The sequence below is a fragment of the Bradyrhizobium manausense genome, from assembly GCF_018130615.1.
Lineage (GTDB): Bacteria > Pseudomonadota > Alphaproteobacteria > Rhizobiales > Xanthobacteraceae > Bradyrhizobium > Bradyrhizobium manausense_A.
The window spans coordinates 40,436-58,249 of sequence record NZ_JAFCKB010000033.1; the positions used below are offsets into that span (position 1 = coordinate 40,436).

17 protein-coding genes and 1 tRNA gene are annotated in these 17,814 nt (G+C 65.3%); 7 read left to right on the plus strand and 11 right to left on the minus strand.

What is annotated here, in order from left to right; all coding sequences use genetic code 11:
• The first annotated feature begins 58 nt into the window (after nucleotides 1-58).
• Nucleotides 59-1,315 (plus strand): polysaccharide deacetylase family protein, encoded by a 1,257-nt coding sequence (locus JQ587_RS35710; protein WP_212428482.1) that lies wholly within the window; start codon nucleotides 59-61, stop codon nucleotides 1,313-1,315.
• A 10-nt stretch (nucleotides 1,316-1,325) separates the two neighbouring features.
• Here the strand turns inward: JQ587_RS35710 and JQ587_RS35715 are convergent, their stop codons facing one another.
• Nucleotides 1,326-1,700, minus strand: coding sequence for a hypothetical protein (locus tag JQ587_RS35715; protein ID WP_212428483.1), 375 nt, complete (start codon nucleotides 1,698-1,700; stop codon nucleotides 1,326-1,328).
• A gap of 241 nt (nucleotides 1,701-1,941) precedes the next feature.
• Here JQ587_RS35715 and JQ587_RS35720 point away from each other — a divergent pair, with 241 nt between their 5' ends.
• Nucleotides 1,942-2,199, plus strand: a complete 258-nt coding sequence (locus JQ587_RS35720) for a hypothetical protein (RefSeq protein ID WP_212301503.1) — start codon at nucleotides 1,942-1,944, stop codon at nucleotides 2,197-2,199.
• A gap of 45 nt (nucleotides 2,200-2,244) precedes the next feature.
• Here the strand turns inward: JQ587_RS35720 and JQ587_RS35725 are convergent.
• Nucleotides 2,245-2,329 (minus strand) — tRNA-Leu (locus tag JQ587_RS35725).
• Nucleotides 2,330-2,582: 253 nt separating this feature from the next.
• Nucleotides 2,583-2,825 carry a FliM/FliN family flagellar motor switch protein gene (locus JQ587_RS35730; protein WP_011088012.1) on the minus strand — a complete coding sequence of 81 codons (243 nt, stop codon included), beginning with the start codon at nucleotides 2,823-2,825 and terminating at the stop codon, nucleotides 2,583-2,585.
• Between the two features lie 82 nt (nucleotides 2,826-2,907).
• Here JQ587_RS35730 and lipB point away from each other — a divergent pair, with 82 nt between their 5' ends.
• Nucleotides 2,908-3,657, plus strand: a complete 750-nt coding sequence (gene lipB, locus JQ587_RS35735; protein ID WP_212428484.1) for a lipoyl(octanoyl) transferase LipB — start codon at nucleotides 2,908-2,910, stop codon at nucleotides 3,655-3,657.
• A 196-nt stretch (nucleotides 3,658-3,853) separates the two neighbouring features.
• Nucleotides 3,854-4,567: a DNA helicase gene (locus JQ587_RS35740; RefSeq protein WP_212428485.1), complete on the plus strand. Its 714-nt coding sequence runs from the start codon at nucleotides 3,854-3,856 to the stop codon at nucleotides 4,565-4,567.
• Between the two features lie 42 nt (nucleotides 4,568-4,609).
• Here the strand turns inward: JQ587_RS35740 and JQ587_RS35745 are convergent, their stop codons facing one another.
• Nucleotides 4,610-5,032 carry a tautomerase family protein gene (locus JQ587_RS35745; RefSeq protein ID WP_212428486.1) on the minus strand — a complete coding sequence of 141 codons (423 nt, stop codon included), beginning with the start codon at nucleotides 5,030-5,032 and terminating at the stop codon, nucleotides 4,610-4,612.
• A 112-nt stretch (nucleotides 5,033-5,144) separates the two neighbouring features.
• Here JQ587_RS35745 and JQ587_RS35750 point away from each other — a divergent pair, with 112 nt between their 5' ends.
• Complete coding sequence (locus JQ587_RS35750; protein WP_212428487.1) at nucleotides 5,145-5,999, plus strand: LysR family transcriptional regulator; 855 nt, start codon at nucleotides 5,145-5,147, stop codon at nucleotides 5,997-5,999.
• A gap of 4 nt (nucleotides 6,000-6,003) precedes the next feature.
• Here JQ587_RS35750 and JQ587_RS35755 read toward each other — a convergent pair whose 3' ends face one another.
• From JQ587_RS35755 to JQ587_RS35765, 3 genes are read right to left on the minus strand one after another with little or no spacing between them, the layout of a single operon-like run.
• Nucleotides 6,004-7,440: a TIGR01777 family oxidoreductase gene (locus JQ587_RS35755; protein WP_212428488.1), complete on the minus strand. Its 1,437-nt coding sequence runs from the start codon at nucleotides 7,438-7,440 to the stop codon at nucleotides 6,004-6,006.
• Entirely contained in the window at nucleotides 7,437-8,102 is a 666-nt protein-coding gene (locus JQ587_RS35760; RefSeq protein WP_212301509.1) for a DUF4166 domain-containing protein, read from the minus strand. Before JQ587_RS35760 ends, JQ587_RS35755 begins: the two co-directional genes overlap by 4 nt.
• A gap of 16 nt (nucleotides 8,103-8,118) precedes the next feature.
• Nucleotides 8,119-8,676: a GbsR/MarR family transcriptional regulator gene (locus tag JQ587_RS35765; protein WP_212301510.1), complete on the minus strand. Its 558-nt coding sequence runs from the start codon at nucleotides 8,674-8,676 to the stop codon at nucleotides 8,119-8,121.
• 151 nt (nucleotides 8,677-8,827) lie between these two features.
• Between JQ587_RS35765 and JQ587_RS35770 the strand changes: the two genes are divergently transcribed.
• The gene (locus JQ587_RS35770; RefSeq protein WP_212428489.1) at nucleotides 8,828-10,351 is read left to right on the plus strand and encodes a PAS domain-containing sensor histidine kinase; all 1,524 of its coding nucleotides are present in this window, start codon (nucleotides 8,828-8,830) and stop codon (nucleotides 10,349-10,351) included.
• 69 nt (nucleotides 10,352-10,420) lie between these two features.
• Here the strand turns inward: JQ587_RS35770 and JQ587_RS35775 are convergent, their stop codons facing one another.
• The 4 genes from JQ587_RS35775 to JQ587_RS35790 form a co-directional block, all read right to left on the minus strand.
• The gene (locus JQ587_RS35775; RefSeq protein WP_212301512.1) at nucleotides 10,421-10,720 is read right to left on the minus strand and encodes an acylphosphatase; all 300 of its coding nucleotides are present in this window, start codon (nucleotides 10,718-10,720) and stop codon (nucleotides 10,421-10,423) included.
• Nucleotides 10,717-11,583, minus strand: coding sequence for an isocitrate lyase/PEP mutase family protein (locus tag JQ587_RS35780; RefSeq protein ID WP_212301513.1), 867 nt, complete (start codon nucleotides 11,581-11,583; stop codon nucleotides 10,717-10,719). Before JQ587_RS35780 ends, JQ587_RS35775 begins: the two co-directional genes overlap by 4 nt.
• Before the next feature lie 163 nt (nucleotides 11,584-11,746).
• The gene (locus tag JQ587_RS35785; RefSeq protein ID WP_212428490.1) at nucleotides 11,747-13,762 is read right to left on the minus strand and encodes an acetyl-CoA carboxylase biotin carboxylase subunit; all 2,016 of its coding nucleotides are present in this window, start codon (nucleotides 13,760-13,762) and stop codon (nucleotides 11,747-11,749) included.
• A 177-nt stretch (nucleotides 13,763-13,939) separates the two neighbouring features.
• Nucleotides 13,940-15,010: a zinc-binding metallopeptidase family protein gene (locus JQ587_RS35790; RefSeq protein ID WP_212428491.1), complete on the minus strand. Its 1,071-nt coding sequence runs from the start codon at nucleotides 15,008-15,010 to the stop codon at nucleotides 13,940-13,942.
• A gap of 213 nt (nucleotides 15,011-15,223) precedes the next feature.
• Between JQ587_RS35790 and JQ587_RS35795 the strand changes: the two genes are divergently transcribed.
• On the plus strand, nucleotides 15,224-17,701 hold the full coding sequence (locus JQ587_RS35795; protein ID WP_212428492.1) for a PAS domain S-box protein: 2,478 nt from the start codon (nucleotides 15,224-15,226) through the stop codon (nucleotides 17,699-17,701).
• Nucleotides 17,702-17,814 lie beyond the last annotated feature (113 nt).

Consider the following 17,814-nt stretch of genomic DNA (forward strand, 5'->3'; position numbering starts at 1 on the left):
TTTTCCGACGTCTCCGACCTACTATGACGGCAAACGCAGATGAGGGCAGACCGGGTTCATGATCGGTAGTAGCGTTGTTGTCCGGACGCGATCGTGGGCCGTCCTGCTTCTGGGATTGCTGACCGCGGCGTCGCCAGCAGCCTTCGCGGCCGACTGCCCCGGTCATCCTGATGCGCTCGGCACCTCCCGCACCCTCGTCGTCGACCCGCGCGAGCATCCGCGCATCGGCACCATGCAGTATCGCGAGACGCTGCCGCTGAAGGACCACGAGGTGGTCCTCACCTTCGACGACGGTCCGCTGCCGAAATATTCCAATCAGGTGCTTCAGATCCTCGCCAACGAGTGCATCAAGGCGACCTTTTTCATCATCGGCGAACAGGCCAAGGCGAATCCGGAAGGCGTGCGCAAGCTTGTCGCGGCAGGGCACACTGTCGGCACGCACAGCATGAACCATCCGCTGACATTCGACCGCATGCCGCTCGACAAGGCCGAGGCGCAGATCAACGGCGGCATCGAGTGGACGTCGGCGGCGATGACCGATCCGTCCAAGCTCGCGCCGTTCTTCCGCATTCCCGGCCTGATGCGCGCCGACGGCGTCGAGAACCTTCTGATCTCGCGCGGCATTCAGGTGTGGAGCGCCGACTTCCCGGCGGATGACTGGCGGCATGTGTCGCCCGATCGCGTTTACCAGCTCGCGATCCAGCGGCTGGAGGCCAAGGGCAAGGGCATTCTGCTGCTGCACGATATCCAGGCGCGCACCGTAGCGGCGCTGCCGAAGATCATCCGCGACCTGAAGGCGCGCGGCTATCGCATCGTGCATGTGGTTCCCGCGACTGCCGACCGGCCGGCGACACCGACCGCCGCTGTGGAGTGGCTGCTGCATCCGCCGACGGAGACGACCCCGATCGCACGCTGGCCCGCCGCGCCCAACTTCGTGTTCGCGCAGACCGCAACACTGCCGGCGCCCGGCCTCGCCGATCTCAACGCACAGACCGCGCATCAACCGCTGGTGTTGCCGCGCAGGACCATGGCGCTCGCCGACGTCGCCGCCACCCTGCCCGCGCCCGGTCGCGATCTCTTTGCGATTCCCGAGGGCTCGGTCGAGGTGTTGCTGTCGACGACCTTGTCGCGGCGCGCCGCGACACGGCTCGCGATGGCGGCCGAGGCGCCGCATGCCGGCAAGGGCAAGGCTGGCAGGATTCAGGTGCGCCGAACCGCGCATGCGGCACACGCCATGCCGAAGCACGCAGCTCAAGCCAAGATCGCAGCGCCCCGCCCGACCCGGGTCGCCACCAGCGTGAAGAAGCGCGCCTGAGTAAAGGCCGTTACTGCCGCATGATGTTGGCGACGCAGAGCAGCACGATCAGCGCCAGGAAGAACAGGTCCATATAGGACTTGAGCTCGCCGTCGCGGCGCAGCCGCGCAACATCCACCACGATCTGCTTGCGCGCGTTGGTTCCGCCAGAGCCGTCATTGATCGGCGCCTGCAGCCGCTTGGCTTCGGCTTCGAGCTTCTCGATCTTCTGGAAAAAATAGAAGGCGCGCAGCGTCGAGGCCGCGCGCATGCCGGCATAGACCAGCACCAGGATCGCGAGGATCGCCCGGTTCTGATACTTCTCCATGAAGTTCAAGCTGAAATAGACCAGCGCCATGAACGCGAAATTGGTCAGGAAGCGGTAGACGAAGCTTAGAAAGACCATGCTGGCTCCAGCCGAGAGAGGTCGCGCGAGGCCCGTCTACGCCAACTTTGTTTCAACAAAGATACCAGTGCCCGCGCGCCGCCGCCTTTTAGCCACGCGCCGCCATAATGCAAGCGAGCGCGCAAGCCGCCCGCCGTGTTCCACGCGCCACGCGCCGGCGGCGGCTCGATAGAGATTCGACGGAAGCTACGGTAGAGTGCTGCCGCCGCTACAGGCGAAGTCTGCGGATTGGGGTCTGCCGATGCCGAAGAAGGGAATCACGGGTCACGACGACTGGGTCCTGACCGAGGCGCTCGCGACTGCGCTGGTTGCACTGGAGCAGCTCGAGGCGAAGCACCAGCCGAGCGCGCATATGGACGACATTCGCAAGATGCTCTCGCACGGCAAGGAGCCGAACGCGGTGAGCCTGCATCTGGCCCAGGCCAAATGCCGCCTGTTCCCCGACCTCGATCCGCTCGAGATCTACCGGGAATACGGCATCGGCGATGAATACGGCTGATGGGCCCGCGCGGGGCCGCCTGCTTCCCGAAATGAGATTTGAAGGTGGTGCGCTCGGAGGGACTCGAACCCCCACGGTGTTACCCACTGCCACCTCAAGGCAGCGCGTCTACCAGTTCCGCCACGAGCGCAAGAAGATACCGGCCTGAGGTCGTTGGCTGGCCGGATCAGCGGTCGCCGATCTAACAAATCCATCAGGGGGATACAAGCCTGCAAGGGCCCCGAATTCCACAAGCTTGGCAGGAAAGTCTCCGCCCCGCCCGGATCGGCCCTATTCGGATGGCCGACCTTAGCGGATCCCCAGGCCGCTACCCCGTACCCTGGCCGCTACCGCGTGCCCCGGCCGCTACCGCGTGCCCCGGCCGCTACCGCGTGCCCCGGCCGCTACCGCGTGCCCGGCGTCCGCGGCAGCATCTGCTTGACCTCGACCGCGATCCGGTTGCGGTCGACCAGCACGACGCCCGACGCGACCGGCAGGTTGTTGGCCAACACCTTGACTTCGTCGGCCTCGGTTGCGTCCAGCTCGATGATGGCGCCGCGGGAAAGACGTAATACCTGATGGATCGGCATGGTGGTCGTCCCGAGGACGACCATGAGATCCACGGTGACTTTGTCGAGTGTGGGCACTGTCAGGACCGCCGCAACTGGGACTCAACGCCAAAGGACTTGGCATTTGCGCCTGTGATCATCACCACGTTATGGTTAGCCAATGGTTAATTCGCCTCGAAACCCCCGCCAAAACCAGCGTCAAGAGCTCGATCTGACGTCGTTTTCCACTGCCGGCGGCGAGCCCGTCGAATGGCGAATCTCGGACGCGCCGGTGCCCTATCCGGAGGCGGTGGCCGCCATGGAGGCGCGGGTCGCAGCGATTACGGCGGGCGAGGCGCCTGAGCTGGTCTGGCTGCTCGAACACCCCCCGCTCTACACCTCCGGCACCTCAGCCAAGGAAAGCGACCTGCTCGACGCCCGCTTCCCGACCTTCGCCTCCGGGCGCGGCGGGCAGCTCACCTATCACGGGCCCGGCCAGCGGGTGGCCTACATCATGCTCGACCTCAAGCGGCGCCGGCCGGACGTGAGGGCCTATGTCGCGAGCCTGGAGGAGCTGATCCTGAAGACGCTGGCCGCGTTCAACGTCCGCGGCGAGCGGCGCGAGGACCGGGTCGGCGTCTGGGTGAGGCGGCCCGACAAGGGGCCCGAGCACGAAGACAAGATCGCCGCAATCGGCGTGCGGCTGAAGCGCTGGGTCTCGTTCCACGGCATCGCCATCAATGTCGAGCCCGAGCTATCGCATTTCGCCGGCATCATTCCCTGCGGCGTTGCCGATCCCCGCTATGGCGTCACCTCGCTGATCGATCTCGGCCAGCTCGTGACCATGGTAGATGTCGACATCGCGCTGCGGCAGGCGTTTGAAGAGCTGTTCGGGCCGACCCGCGCGCTGCTGCCCGAAACCGCGGCATGACATTTCTGTTGGCGAGGCGCCGCGCGCGTTCTCGCGCGCCGTGGAATCGGTTAGGCTTGCGCCAGGTGCCGCCTACGCCTCCCCCCTCCGCAGGGAAAGTACACGTCATACCGGGCGACGAAACCATCGGACCGACTGTTCGAGCGCCAGGCATAAGGAGGGATTGCGCTTTCTGCTCGCAATGGGAGGTTTGACGATGAAATTGTCTGCACCGATCTATCATCTGAAGCGAAAAGCAAAGCGCCTGTCCCGCGAGGAAGACATCCCGCTGCACGACGCGCTCGACCGCATCGCCACGACGGAAGGCTTTTCCGCCTGGAGCATGCTCGCGGCAAAGGCCGGAGCACAAACGCCCGCCAACAAACTGTTTCCGCAATTCCGGCCGGGCGATCTCGTGCTGGTCGGCGCGCGCCCCGGTCAGGGCAAGACCTTGATGAGCCTCGAACTCGCCGTGGAGGCGATGAAGTCCGGCCAGCGCGCGGCATTCTTCTCACTCGAATACACCGAGAAGGACGTGCTGGACCGCTTGCGGGCGATGGGCGTGGCGCCTGCGCAATTCGACAAATTGTTGGAGGTCGATTGCTCCGACGCCATCAGCGCCGATTACGTCGTCAAGCAAATGGCAAACGCCCCGCGCGGCACGGTCGTCGTGATCGACTATCTGCAGGTGCTCGACCAGCGGCGGGACAACCCCGACCTGACCGTTCAGGTGCGCGCGCTGAAATCCTTTGCGCGCGACAAGGGGCTGATCGTCGTATTCATCTCGCAGATCGACCGCTCCTACGATCCCGCGATCAAGCCCTGTCCTGACATCCACGACGTCCGGCTGCCGAACCCACTGGACCTGACGTTGTTCGACAAGACGTGTTTCCTGAACAACACCGAGGTGCAGTTCCGCGCGGCGAGCTGACGATCAGGCCGCGGGGAGATCGCTCACCCGCGGCTCGCAGCCTCACGCCGCAGCCAGCGGCACTTCGAGCTTGCCGGCGATGTACCGCCGCTCCTGGGTCAAGCCGCCAAAGCCGTAGGCATCGGCCTTGACCTCGTCGACATGCAGGTACGTCTCGGGATGCAGCGGGCCCAAAATCTCGGCCATGCGCTTGAACATCGCGGCGAGATAGGCCGCCTTCTCGTCCTTGGTGTTGGTGCCTTCGCTGACATGGATGTCGATCCAGTAGCTGGCGAGCTTCTGCTCGGCGAGCGACTTGCCGCCGGCGAACCAGTCGCCGGCATCGACCGACTTGACGATGATGGCGGTGACCTTGGGATCCTTGTGCAGGATTTTTGCGGTGAACTCGGATACGGCGCTTGCGATGTCGGCCTTCAGCGACGGCGACTGGCGGGACGAGGTGTAGGATACGGTGATCAGAGGCATTGTCGTTCTCCTCAGGATGTCGCGCTGTTTGCGCGGCGTTGGGGAGAAAGCTAGACCACCACCCGTCATTTTGGTATCTTATCCATATTGATACCAGTGATAACCAATCATAATGACAGCCACACTCGACATCGCCACCGTCCGGGCCTTCCTGCTGGTCGCCGACCTCCAGAGCTTTACGCGCGCCGCGGAGGCGCTGGGCACGACGCAGGCCGCCGTCAGCCTCAAGCTGCAACGGCTGGAGACATTGCTTGGCAAACGTCTCGTCGAACGCTCGCCGCGCGCGGTCCGGCTCACCGCCGACGGCGCCAGCTTCCTCGATGGCGCCCGCGCGCTGATGGCAGCGCATGACCGCGCGCTGTCGGGCGAGGTCCCGGCGGCGCAATCGCTCTCGCTCGGCATCTCCGACCACGCCGCAGGCCCCGAACTGGTGCCGCTGCTGGAGCGTCTGCATGCGATGTCGTCGAACCTCACGCTCGCCGTCACCATCGGCTTCTCGCGCGAGATGCAGGATGCCTATGACGCGGGCGCACTCGATGCGGTGATTGTCCGCCAGGAAGGTAGCCGCCGCGGCGGCGAGAAGCTGACCGAGGACGAATTCGGGTGGTTCGCGTCACGACGCTTCACCCTGCCGAAGGGCGAGCCGCTGCCGCTTGCAACCCTTGCCCCGCCCTGCGGCGTTCGCGCCATTGCCGTCCGCGCACTCGACAAGGGTGGCACCGCCTGGCGCGAGCGCTTTGTCGGCGGCGGCGTCACGGCGGTGGTCGCGGCCGCGCTCGCCGGGCTTGCCATCGCGCCGCTGGCGCGGCGGATCGCGCCTCCCGGGCTCATCGACATCGGGCCCGCGCACAAGCTGCCGAAGCTCGGCAGCTCGAAGGTGATGCTGCATTCGAAGGTCAGCGATCCCGCAAAACTGGCTGCGTTGCGCGCAGTGGCCGCAACGTTTCGCAGCGTGGCGGCCACCTGACGTCTCACAAAATTGCCTCGAACGCGCTGCGCAGCGTCTCGTGCCGAAACCTAAAACCGCGGCTCAAGGCCTTGTTCGGCAGCACGCGCTGGCCGCCGAGCAGAAGCTCGTCGGCAAAGCCGCCGCCGATCCGGCGCAGCAGGCCGCCGGGAATGCGGAACACCGCAGGTCGGTGCAGACGGCGCCCCAACTCTTCCGTGAATTTTGCATTGGTGACCGGGATCGGTGCGGTGGCATTGACCGGCCCCGACAGATCGGGCGTCGCCATCACATAGGCGATCAGCCGGATCAGATCGTCGCGCTCGATCCAGGACATCCACTGCCGCCCGGTGCCGAGCGGGCCGCCAAGCCCGAACTCGAACGGCGTCAGCATCCGCGTGATGAAGCCGCCCTCCGTGCCCAGCACGAGACCGATGCGCAAGCAGACCACGCGGACGCCAAGCTCTTCCGCCGGCCGCGCCGCCTTCTCCCAGGCCGCGCACAGCTCGTGGCTGAAGCAGGCATGCGACTTCGCGGACTCCGTCAGCACCTGATCGGCCCACAGCCCGTACCAGCCGATGGCGGAGCCGCTGACGAGCACCTCGGGCTTGCGGTCGAGCCGCGCGATCAGTTTGACGACGTCGCCGGTCATGTCGATGCGCGAGCCGATGATCTTCGCGCGCTTGGCTTCAGTCCAGAGGCCGTTACCAATCGGCTCGCCGGCGAGATTGACGATGGCGTCGATGGGCGTATCCGCGGCAAGCTGGTCGAGGCTGGTGATCAGCGTCACCGGCGGCGGCAGCATCTCCGCCTTGGCAGGGTTGCGGATCAGCGCGATGACATCGTGCCCTGCCCCGCTGAGGCTCGCCGCGAGGCGGCTGCCGATGAAGCCGGTGGCGCCGGTAATCAGCACGGTCTTGCGCCCCGAGATCTTCTCAACGAGTCCTTCTGCCGGAACGCTCTTCATGCGGCCAAGCCGTCGCATTGCCGCAAAATCCCTGATGCCGCAGAGCGATGCGCCAACGGCGCAGGCGCTCGCGGCGATGCTGAGCAGGCCCTGATACACGACGCTCACACCAAAGGGCTGCGTCGCCCAATCGATCAGCACCGGTAGCAGTAGCACCAAGATCGCGCCGTAGTTGATCGCAAGCAGCGTGTGGTTGATCCGCTCGCTCGGCGGCAGCTTCCGGCTCAGATCCTCCTCGACGAAATCCATCAGCGTGATGACGATCTCGCCGACCAGCACGGCGATGATCGCAAGCGCCAGCACACCGTAGACCTCGAGCCAGCCGAGCAGCAGGAACAAGAGCGCATAGAGCATGTTGCGGATCCCGTGCAGCTTCAGCTCGAAGCGCTGCGACGGCCGCCACGCCAGGCGCTCGGTGAATTCGTGGTGATAGAAGGTATCGAACACGCCCATCACGATCTGGATGGCGATGAGCGTCCACAAGAGCGGGGTCATGACACGGCCTCCCTGAACACGGCGGACTGGTGGATCAGCGCGCCGTAACGCGGATGAATGACGTCGAGGGTGAAGCGGAAGGCGCCCTCGCCGAGATCGCTGTGCGTCACCGTGAGATCGCCCGGCGTGAGCCATTGCGGCAGCGGAATCCAGAGCCGTCCGAACTGCAGGCCGTAGCCGGCGCTGCGGAAGGTCAGCGTCTGGCCCTCCACCGCAATGCGCAGCGCCATGGAGACGCCGAAGCCGACATATTCCTCGAGCCCGGTCGGACCGGCGAAGCGCTTGGCCGAATGGATCACCTGCGGAAAGCCACGCTTGCGCGCGCAGATGCGGGTCCAGGTCTGGCCGCCGGTCGCGCTGTCCTCGGTGACCGTCACGATCATGGGCACACCGGTGTCGCGCCCCGTCGGCAGCGGCCCGCCGATCAGGCGCGCGACTTGCGAGAACCACCAGCCGATGTCGCTGAAGGAAACCTCGTCGACCACGCCGACATAGACCACGCTGTCACCGTCGGCGACGCGCTTGGAGAAGCGCCGCCAGGTTGCGAGCGGCAGGCGGCCCCAATCCTCGTCCGACAGCAATGCGCGGAAGCGGCGGTCGTCGAGCAGTTTAATGTGAGCGGAGGTTGGTGCGTTGGAGCCTGATAATCTCGCCGACGTCATCACAACCTCCTCAACACTATTTGGCCTTGCCTAGCGGCAGCAGGTTGGCGATCTTCTCGCCAAGCCGCATCAGGGCGACCACGCGCGGCCGCGGCACTTTCAGCATCTGCATGAACCAGTGGTCGGCGAGTTCGGTGAAGGCGAGCATCTCCTTCAGCCGTTTGCTCGCGACCGGATTGATGGCCGGATCGTCGGCAGCATCGGACACGCAGGCCCTGAGCGCCGTGATCGCCGGATCGAGCTCGCGCTCCTTGCGCCGGGCCGCGATGCGAGCCGCGACCTCCCAGATGTCGGTCTCGGCCTCGTAATGATCGCGGCGGTCGCCGAGGATCGGCACGCGCCGGATCAGGTTCCAGGCGAGCAGTTCCTTGAGCGAATTGGAGACGTTGGAGCGCGCCATGCCGAGCGTGTCGGCGATGTCCTCGGCCGTCATCGGCGCTTCGGCCAGATAGAGCAGCCCGTGGATCTGGCTGACCGAGCGGTTGACGCCCCACTGATCCCCCATGTCGCCCCAATGCAGGATGAAGCGCTCGACGGCGGCGGGCAGTTTCTTCTTTCCGGTTATTTCTGTCATGACAGAAATATCTGACCAATATGATCGTATGTCAAGTGCTCCTCGCGCCTTGCCTCTTGCATACCGTTCGCCCTATTTGCCTAAAAACGTCCCAGAAAGCGGGAACCAAACGCGCCCTGCAGCGTTTGTCCCCGTCGAGGCGGGGTCCGGAATGGTCAGAAAGTCCAGTCAACAGAGAGACTTGTTCGAAAGCGAGCGGAGTTTCCGGCTGTTGGTGGAGGGAGTCGCGGACTACGCGCTCTATATGCTCGATCCCACCGGCATCATCACGAGCTGGAACATCGGCGGCGAGCGGATCAAGGGCTATTCGCCCCAGGAGATCCTTGGCCAGCATTTCTCGCGCTTCTATACCGAGACCGACCGCGCCAACGGCAAGCCTGCCCGTGCGCTCGGCATCGCGCGGGACCAGGGCCGCTACGAGGAGGAAGGCTGGCGCGTTCGCAAGGACGGCACTTTCTTCTGGGCGAGTGTGGTGATCGACCCGATCTACGAGGACGGCACCCTCGTCGGCTTCGCCAAGATCACGCGCGACATCACCGAACGCCGCAACACCCAGATCAAGCTCGAGGCGATGCAGACGCAGCTTGCCGAGTCGCAGAAGTTCGATGCGCTCGGGCAGCTCACCGGCGGTGTCGCGCACGACTTCAACAATTTGCTGATGATCATCAGCGGCAGCCTTCACGTCCTGAAGAAGGGCGACCCCGACGATGCCAGATTGCGGCACGCAATCTCGGCGATCGAAACCGCCACCAAGCGCGGCGCCGCGCTGACGGGTCAGCTCCTGACTTTCGCGCGGCGGCAGAGCGTCAATCCGCAGGCGATCCATTTCGGCGATCGCATCGAGGCGATCCGCGAAGTGCTTCACGCCGGCGTCGGCAGTGCCGTTCGTCTGGCCTTCGAGATCGAGCGCGCGGTCTGGCCGATCAAGGCCGACGTCTCGGAGTTCGAGACCGCACTGCTCAACCTCGTCATCAACGCGCGCGACGCAATGCCCGACGGCGGCACTGTGACGATTGGCGCGCACAACGTTGTCCTCGACGATCCGCTCCATAGCGGCGAATACGTCGCCATTACGGTCGCCGATACCGGGCTCGGCATCCCCTCCGACGTGGTCGACAAGATCTTCGAGCCGTTCTTCACGACGAAGCCGGTCGGGAAAGGCACCGGTCTCGGCCTGTCGCAGGTGCACGGCTTTGCGCATCAGGCCGACGGCACGGTCAAGGTCGCAAGCGAGCTCGGCAAAGGTACGACCTTCACCATCCTGCTGCCGCGAGAAACCGGGGCGGCCGCACGGACCGAGACGCCTGCGGCGGCGCCGCTGCGCGGCAGCGGCACGGTGCTGCTGGTCGAGGACAATCCCGACGTTGCCCTGGTCAGCACCGGACTTCTGGAGCAGCTCGGCTACAACGTACGGCGCGTCGCCGATGCCGAAGCCGCCTTGCGTGAGGTCGAGACGAACGGCATCGACTTCGTCTTCTCCGACATCGTCATGCCCGGCAAGCTGGACGGGCTCGGCCTCGCCCATCGCCTCCGCCAGATCCGCCCCGGCCTGCCGATCCTGCTTGCCACCGGCTACAGCGACGTCGCAGCCGGCGTGCGCGGCGATTTCCCGATCCTGCGCAAGCCGTATGAAATCCACGAGTTGAGCGAGGCGATTTCGAAACTGCCGCGGTGACCCTTAACCTCTCCCCGCTTGCGAGAACGGTGCAAGGGAGCGCACCGCTGGCGCGGCGAAGAGCTTGGCTCACACGGTCGGCAACACCGAGAACGCCTCCCCTGCCCTGCGCAGATTCAGCTCATCCGCATTCGCCGTCTCGCTCGTCACACTGTCGACGCGCGACGACGGCGGGCCGTGGCGACACAGCGCGACCATGTCGGCGACATGGTTCGGCGCGCCGGCGAACAGCGCTTCCACGCCGCCGTCGCGGCGGTTGCGGACCCAGCCTTCGAGGCCGCTCGCGGTCGCCTGGTACTCGACCCAGGCCCGATAGCCGACGCCCTGCACGCGACCACGGATCATGACCTGAAGGATTGCGCGGCTCATTTTTTCAGCCCGAGAAGATCGGCGCTGCGCGCTTTGACGTCGGCTTCGCGCATGACGCGGTTGGTCAACTCCGCCGACGGCACCCCCTTCAACGCTTTCGGCGCCGTACCTTCGCGCAATGCCTTCTGAATCTCGTACACCGCCTGCGTCGCCGCCGCGATCGGCGCGTGGCCCTGGAGCGCAATGCGCACGCGCTGGCCGGCAAGATAATCGATCGCGTTCAATTCGTCTGGCGCGCCGCCGAGCACGATGGGAAGACGCGTTGCAGACGCGATCGCCTCGAGTTCGGCGCGCGACTTGATGCCGGTAAAGAACAGCGCATCGACACCCGTCGCCTCATAGGCCTTGGCACGTCTGATCGCGTCCTCAATCGAGGTGATCGAGGCCGCCCCCGTTCGACCCATGATGACCAGCGAGGGATCGGCCCGTCCGTCGAGGGCGGCTTTCATCTTGCCGACGCCCTCCTCCAGCGAGATCAGCTGCGCCTTGGCTTCGCCAAAAGCCACCGGCAGCAGCGTATCCTCGATGGTGAGGCCGGCGGCGCCCGCGGTCTCCAGCTCCTGCACGGTGCGGCGCACGTTGAGTGCGTTGCCATAGCCGTGGTCGGCATCGACCAGCACCGGCAGGCTTGCGGCGCGCGACATCCGCCGCATCTGCTCGGCAAGCTCGGTGAGCGTGATCAGAGTGACGTCGGGATCGCCGAGCACGGCGAGCGAGGCGACCGAGCCGCCGAACATGCCGAGCGGAAAGCCGAGATCTTCGGCGATACGGATCGAGATCGCGTCATAGACCGAGCCGGGGTGGACGCAAGTCCCGCCCGACAGGATCGATCGCAGTTTCTCGCGGCGGGAACGAAAGGCCATGGGATGTCTCGATGATTGCAACGCCCTCGCAGCATACTCCGTCATTGCGAGCGAAGCGAAGCAATCCAGAGATGCATCCGCGGAGGCAGTCTGGATTGCTTCGTCGCAAGGGCTCCTCGCAATGACGGTGGTTGCGGGCAAACTGGCCCGCCCCACTCACGCCTTACGCAAACTCCAGGATCAGCGCGTCGACCGCGAGCGTCGCGCCGGCACTGGCGTGGATCTTCTTCACGGTGCCGTCCTGCTCGGCGCGCAGCACGTTCTGCATTTTCATGGCTTCGACCACCGCCAGCGTCTCGCCGGCCTTGACCTCCTGGCCTTCGGTCACCGCGATGGAGACGATGAGACCGGGCATCGGACACAGCAGCTTCTTGCCGGTGTCGGAGGCCGTCGTCACCGGCATCAACCGTGCAGAGGCCGCTTCCGCCTCGGTCCAGACATAGACCGGCACCTCGACGCCCTGATGCGCAAGACGAATGCCGTTGGCGATCGGGCGCGCCTGGACCGCGACGAAGTGACCGTCAATGGTGCCCTGCCAGACCGGATCGCCCGGCTTCCATGCGGACTGCAACAGATGCGCGTTGCCGGCCTTGCCGTCGGCATCGACGAAGCGGATCGCAATGGCATCGCCCTCACGCGCGACCTCGAGCGAGATTTCCTGGCGGTCGAGCCAGACCGCGCGCCGGCGCTCGCGCTGCACGACGCGGCCGCCAAGCTGACCCGAGATCTGCCGCTTGCGCTCCCCTAACACATGATCGATGGCAGCGCCGACCGCAGCGACGCGACGCGCGACCTCGCCTTCGGGCACGCGCACCGCAAAGCCCTTGGGGAATTCCTCGGCGATGAAGCCGGTCGAGAGCCGGCCCTCGCGCCAGCGCGGATGATGCATCAAGGCCGACAGGAACGGGATGTTGTGCCTGATGCCGTCGACATAAAACGAGTCAAGCGCGGTCGCCTGCGCCTCGATCGCGGCCGCCCGCGACGGCGCGTGCGTGACCAGCTTTGCGATCATCGGATCGTAATGGATCGAGATCTCGCCGCCCTCCTGCACACCGGTGTCGTTACGCACCGTGATGCCGTCATGGCTCGCTTCCGCCGGCGGGCGATACTTCACCAGGCGCCCGATCGAGGGCAGGAAGTTGCGGAACGGGTCTTCGGCATAGAGACGCGACTCCACGGCCCAGCCGGTCAGCGTGACGTCCTTCTGCGCGATGCCGAGCTTCTCCCCGGCGGCAACGCGGATCATCTGCTCGACGAGGTCCACACCGGTGACGAGCTCAGTGACGGGGTGCTCGACCTGGAGGCGCGTGTTCATCTCCAGGAAGTAGAAGCTCTTGTCCTGGCCTGCGACGAACTCGACGGTGCCGGCGGAATCATAGTTCACGGCCTTGGCCAGCGCCACCGCCTGCTCGCCCATCTTGCGGCGCGTGGCCTCGTCCAGCAGCGGCGACGGCGCCTCCTCGATGACCTTCTGGTTGCGGCGCTGGATCGAGCATTCGCGCTCGCCGAGATAGATGACGTTGCCGTGCTTGTCGCCCAGCACCTGGATCTCGATGTGGCGGGGATCGACGATGAACTTTTCGACGAAGACGCGGTCATCACCGAACGAGGCCTTGGCCTCGGCCTTGGCCAGATTGAAACCTTCGGCGACCTCGGCCTTGGAATGTGCGATGCGCATGCCCTTGCCGCCGCCGCCGGCGGAGGCCTTGATCATCACGGGATAGCCGATCTCGTCGGCGATGCGGACCGCGTGCTTGTCGTCCTCGATGACGCCGAGATAGCCGGGCACGGTCGAGACATTGGCCTTGGCGGCCGCCTTCTTGGATTCGATCTTGTCGCCCATCGCGGCGATCGCGCCCGGGTTCGGGCCGATGAAGACGACGCCGGCGGCTTCCAGCGCCCGCGGAAACGCCTCGCGCTCGGACAGGAAGCCATAGCCGGGATGCACGGCCTCGGCGCCCGTCTTGCGGCAGGCCTCGACGATCTTCTCGATCAGCAGATAGCTCTCGGCCGCTGCCGGCGGGCCGATCAGCACGGCCTCATCGGCCATCTCGACATGGAGGGCATCACGGTCGGCCTCGGAATAGACGGCGACCGTCTGAATTCCCATCTTGCGCGCGGTCTTGATGACCCGGCAGGCGATTTCGCCGCGATTGGCGATCAGGATGCGTTTGAACATTGTTTGTCTTGAGCTTCGTCCCTTGGGCGGGACCCCCTCCGGGCCGTTGGCGGGCCGACGGGACGGGGCCGTATGCTTTCGTGGTACAGCAAAATGGGCCGGAGGCAACGGGCAAAATCCGGCCCGCTCTGGCGTACCAGCGCAAGACCGGATCGCGCCTGGTGAGCCCTGGGCGCCCTATTGCTTTCTGGCCTTGGCCACGTCCCGGACCAGGCTGTGAATGAAGCCCAGTTTGGCGACCACGGCCGGCGACAGGATGAAGGGATAGAGGTCGCGCAGGCCCATGGCGCGGTTGACGCTGTTCATGGCAAAGGTGAAGGGCAGCCATGCGTCGACGATCGCCTCAACGCCTTTCGCCTCATAGGGATTGAAGCGGATCCGCGTCGACAACTCCCCATCGCGGTCGACCTTGGGGCGCACCTCCATGCCGAACTCGCCAGCCATTTCCAGGGTATCGACGATGTGGAGGTAGTGCGCCCAGGTCTCGGCGAAATCCTCCCAGGGATGCATGGTCGCGTAGGCCGAGACGTAGTTCTGCTGCCAGTCCCGCGGCGCACCTTCGGCATAGTGGCGCTGCAACGCCTGACCGTAATCGACGGAATCATCGCCGAACACGGCGCGGCATTCCTCCAGCTTCCCGCCATCACGCACCAGCACGTCCCAGAAATAGTGCCCGACCTCGTGGCGGAAATGCCCGAGCAGCGTGCGGTAGGGCTCGCCCATCTCCAGCCTGCGCCGCTCGCGCTCGATGGTATCGGTCTCGGTGAGCGCGATCGTAACCAGGCCGTTGTCGTGGCCGGTCAGGACCTTCTGTCCGCTGTTCGGATCATCCGCGAGGAAATTGAAGATCAGGCCATGCTCGGGATCGTCCTGCCGGGTTTGGAGCGGCAGCTTCCAGCGGATCAACGAATAGAACAACCGGTGCTTCGCCACCTCCAGCTCGCGCCAGCCGGCGAGTTGCGCGGCATCGGAAAGATCTGGCACGATGCCGTTGTGGCGGCAGGCGCGGCAAAAGCCCGTGGTATCGCTACCGTCCGTCAGCCAGTTGCAGGCGTCGTACCCGGCGTTGCGGCACAGCATGCGTGCCCTGCCCTTGTCGGCGAGCGTGGCCCAGCCTTCCCCGTCGGGCTCGATCGCGGACATCGTCTCCTTCTCCGGCAGAAAGGCGACGCGATGGCCGCAGCGTTCGCAGGCGCGGTTCTCGAAATAGAGAACATTGCCGCAGTCCTGGCAGACAAAGAGCTTCAAGCTTTAGCCTCTTGGGAAAGGGAGCCTTACGATATCAGCTGTGGGGCCTCGCAGATACGCGCGCCGGCGGCCCATCGTTCCAATATCGGGGAACAAATAGCCAGCCCCGGCATTGGCTCATGCGCGCCCACGCCGTTCGGTGGGCGTTTGTTGAGCTATTCCCTTTTGAGCAATGGCTATCAGGCTTTGACTGTGTGAATATCGGTCCGGCACGTGCGCTCCCGCATCACAACGGCCGACGCCTTGAACGATCTTTTGCCCGAGACCATCGCCGCCGAGAGGCTGCGCCAACACCTCGAAGACATCGCGCGCGAGCGCGACAACGCCTATCGCGCGTTGCAGGAGCGCGAGGCCGAGCTCGCGCGCATCCAGCGCATCGGCAAGGTCGGTGGGCTCGAGATCGACTTCCGCGAAGGCTTCAAGAACCGCCGCTCGCCGGAATATCTGCTCGTGCACGGCCTGCCCCCTGAAGCAACCGACGAAACCTACGAGGATTGGGTCGCCCGGATCCACCCGGAGGATCGCCAGCGTACGATCAAGCATCTCTTCGAGACGCTGAAGAGCGAAAGCGGCGATTATGCCGACGAGTACCGCATCATACGGTCGAACGACGGCGAGACTCGCTGGATCCGCGTCGTCGCCAAGATCGAGCGCGACAAGGACGGCCGCGCGCTCCGGCTCGTGGGCGCCGACTTCGACATCACCGACCAGATGCTCGCCCGCGAGACGCTGCGCGAGAGCGAGGAGCGTTTTCGGCTGATCGCCGACAGCGCGCCGGTGCCGATCTGGGTGACAAAGCTCGACCGCACGCGCTCCTTCGCCAATCAGGCCTATGTCGACTTCGTCGGCCTGCCCTACGAGCAGGCCATTGTCTTCGACTGGCGCAAGGTGCTGCACCCCGACGACCTCCCGCACGTCTTGCAGCAGTCCGTGCAAGGCGAAGCGTCGCTCAAGCCGTTTGTGCTGGAGGCGCGCTACAAGAATGCATCCGGCGAATGGCGCTGGCTGCGATCGGAATCCCAGCCACGCTGGGATCCGACCGGCAAGCATATCGGCTTCATCGGCGTTGCCCACGACGTCACCGTTGCCAAGCAGGCCGAGATCGAGCTGCGGCAACTCAACGAGACCCTGGAAGAGCGCATCGTCGAGCGCACCGCCGAGCTCGAATCCAACGAGGCAAGGCTGCGTGCGATCCTGGAGACCAGCAATCAGTATCAGGGACTCGTCAACCTCGAGGGCGAGCTGCTCTACGCCAACAAGACCGCGCTCGACGGAATCAAGGCGCGCTCCGAGGACGTCATCGGCAAGCTGTTCTGGGACACGCCCTGGTTCACCGGCACGCCCGGCGTGAGCACAACCGTGCGCGAGGCGTTCCAGACCGTGCTGCGCGGCGAACCAGTGCGAATTGAGATGCGGCTGCGGTTGCCGATCGGCGAGCGCGATTTCGAGTTCGGCATGCGTCCGGTGCTCGACCGCCACGGCAACATCACCGGCGCCGTGCCGGAAGCCGTGGACATCACCGAGCGCCGCCGCGGCGAGGAAGCGCTGCGGCAGTCGCAGAAGATGGAGGCGATCGGCCAGCTCACCGGCGGCGTGGCTCACGATTTCAACAACCTCCTCACCATCATCCGTTCGGCGACCGACTTCCTGCGCCGGCGCGAGTTGCCGGAGGAGCGCCGCCGCCGCTATGTCGATGCGATCTCCGACACTGTCGAGCGCGCCTCAAAGCTGACGGCGCAGCTGCTGGCCTTCGCGCGCCGGCAGCCCCTGAAGCCGCAGATCTTCAACGTCGGCAGCCAGGTCGAGGGCGTGGCGCAGCTGGTGCGGCCGCTGGTCGGCGGCCGCATCGAGATCGTGGTCGAGATCGACGATGCCGATTGCTTTACGGTGGCGGACATTGCGCAGTTCGAGACTGCGCTGATCAACCTCGCCATCAACGCCCGCGACGCCATGGACGGCGAAGGCCGCCTCACCATCGCCGTCCGCAAGGTTCAGGGCATCCCGAACCTGCGTGCGCAATCGGCGCGCGGCGGCCATTATGTCGCGATCTCTCTCACCGACACCGGCAGCGGCATCGCCCCCGAAAACATCGACGCCATCTTCGAGCCGTTCTTCACCACCAAGGAGGTCGGCAAAGGCACCGGCCTCGGCCTCAGCCAGGCCTTCGGCTTCGCAAAGCAGTCCGAGGGCGACATCGCGGTGACGAGCGCGCCCGGACAGGGCGCGACTTTCACGATCTACCTGCCGCAGGTGCAGAGCCCCACCGCCGAGAAGGAGGCTGCAGCGCTGACCGGCGAGGCCGCCACCACCGGCCGCGGCTATCGCGTGCTCGTGGTCGAGGACAATGACGATGTCGGCCAGTTCTCGACCGAGCTTCTGGAAGACCTCGGCTACGTCACCCGCCGCGTCGCCAACGCCAACGCGGCACTCGCCATCCTCGGCGAGAACGAATTCGCGGTCGACCTCGTGTTCTCCGATGTCATCATGCCCGGCATGAACGGCGTCGAGCTCGCCGGCGTCATTCGTGAACGCTATCCAGGCTTGCCGGTCGTGCTCACCTCTGGCTACAGCAACGTGCTTGCGGAAAACGCCCATCGCGGCTTCGAGCTGATCCAGAAACCGTATTCGGTGGAAGCCCTCTCGCGCATCCTGCGCAAGGCGATCACGGAGAAGCTGTCGGTGGCAAGGTGAGTGCGAGCCAACCCACACGGTGTCGTCCCGGTGAAGGCCCTAGGGCATGCACGTATCTCTGAGGCTCCATCCGGCTGCGGCGGCTTTGAAGTATTCGAGGCCGTTTTTGAAGG

Bases quoted from the DNA above. Each gene is read 5' to 3' on its own strand.
- JQ587_RS35710 (WP_212428482.1), top strand. From the start codon at position 59: ATGATCGGTAGTAGCGTTGTTGTCCGGACGCGATCGTGGGCCGTCCTG.
- JQ587_RS35715 (WP_212428483.1), bottom strand. From the start codon at position 1,700: ATGGTCTTTCTAAGCTTCGTCTACCGCTTCCTGACCAATTTCGCGTTC.
- JQ587_RS35720 (WP_212301503.1), top strand. From the start codon at position 1,942: ATGCCGAAGAAGGGAATCACGGGTCACGACGACTGGGTCCTGACCGAG.
- lipB (WP_212428484.1), top strand. From the start codon at position 2,908: ATGGTTAATTCGCCTCGAAACCCCCGCCAAAACCAGCGTCAAGAGCTC.
- JQ587_RS35740 (WP_212428485.1), top strand. From the start codon at position 3,854: ATGAAATTGTCTGCACCGATCTATCATCTGAAGCGAAAAGCAAAGCGC.
- JQ587_RS35745 (WP_212428486.1), bottom strand. From the start codon at position 5,032: ATGCCTCTGATCACCGTATCCTACACCTCGTCCCGCCAGTCGCCGTCG.
- JQ587_RS35750 (WP_212428487.1), top strand. From the start codon at position 5,145: ATGACAGCCACACTCGACATCGCCACCGTCCGGGCCTTCCTGCTGGTC.
- JQ587_RS35755 (WP_212428488.1), bottom strand. From the start codon at position 7,440: ATGACCCCGCTCTTGTGGACGCTCATCGCCATCCAGATCGTGATGGGC.
- JQ587_RS35760 (WP_212301509.1), bottom strand. From the start codon at position 8,102: ATGACGTCGGCGAGATTATCAGGCTCCAACGCACCAACCTCCGCTCAC.
- JQ587_RS35765 (WP_212301510.1), bottom strand. From the start codon at position 8,676: ATGACAGAAATAACCGGAAAGAAGAAACTGCCCGCCGCCGTCGAGCGC.
- JQ587_RS35770 (WP_212428489.1), top strand. From the start codon at position 8,828: ATGGTCAGAAAGTCCAGTCAACAGAGAGACTTGTTCGAAAGCGAGCGG.
- JQ587_RS35775 (WP_212301512.1), bottom strand. From the start codon at position 10,720: ATGAGCCGCGCAATCCTTCAGGTCATGATCCGTGGTCGCGTGCAGGGC.
- JQ587_RS35780 (WP_212301513.1), bottom strand. From the start codon at position 11,583: ATGGCCTTTCGTTCCCGCCGCGAGAAACTGCGATCGATCCTGTCGGGC.
- JQ587_RS35785 (WP_212428490.1), bottom strand. From the start codon at position 13,762: ATGTTCAAACGCATCCTGATCGCCAATCGCGGCGAAATCGCCTGCCGG.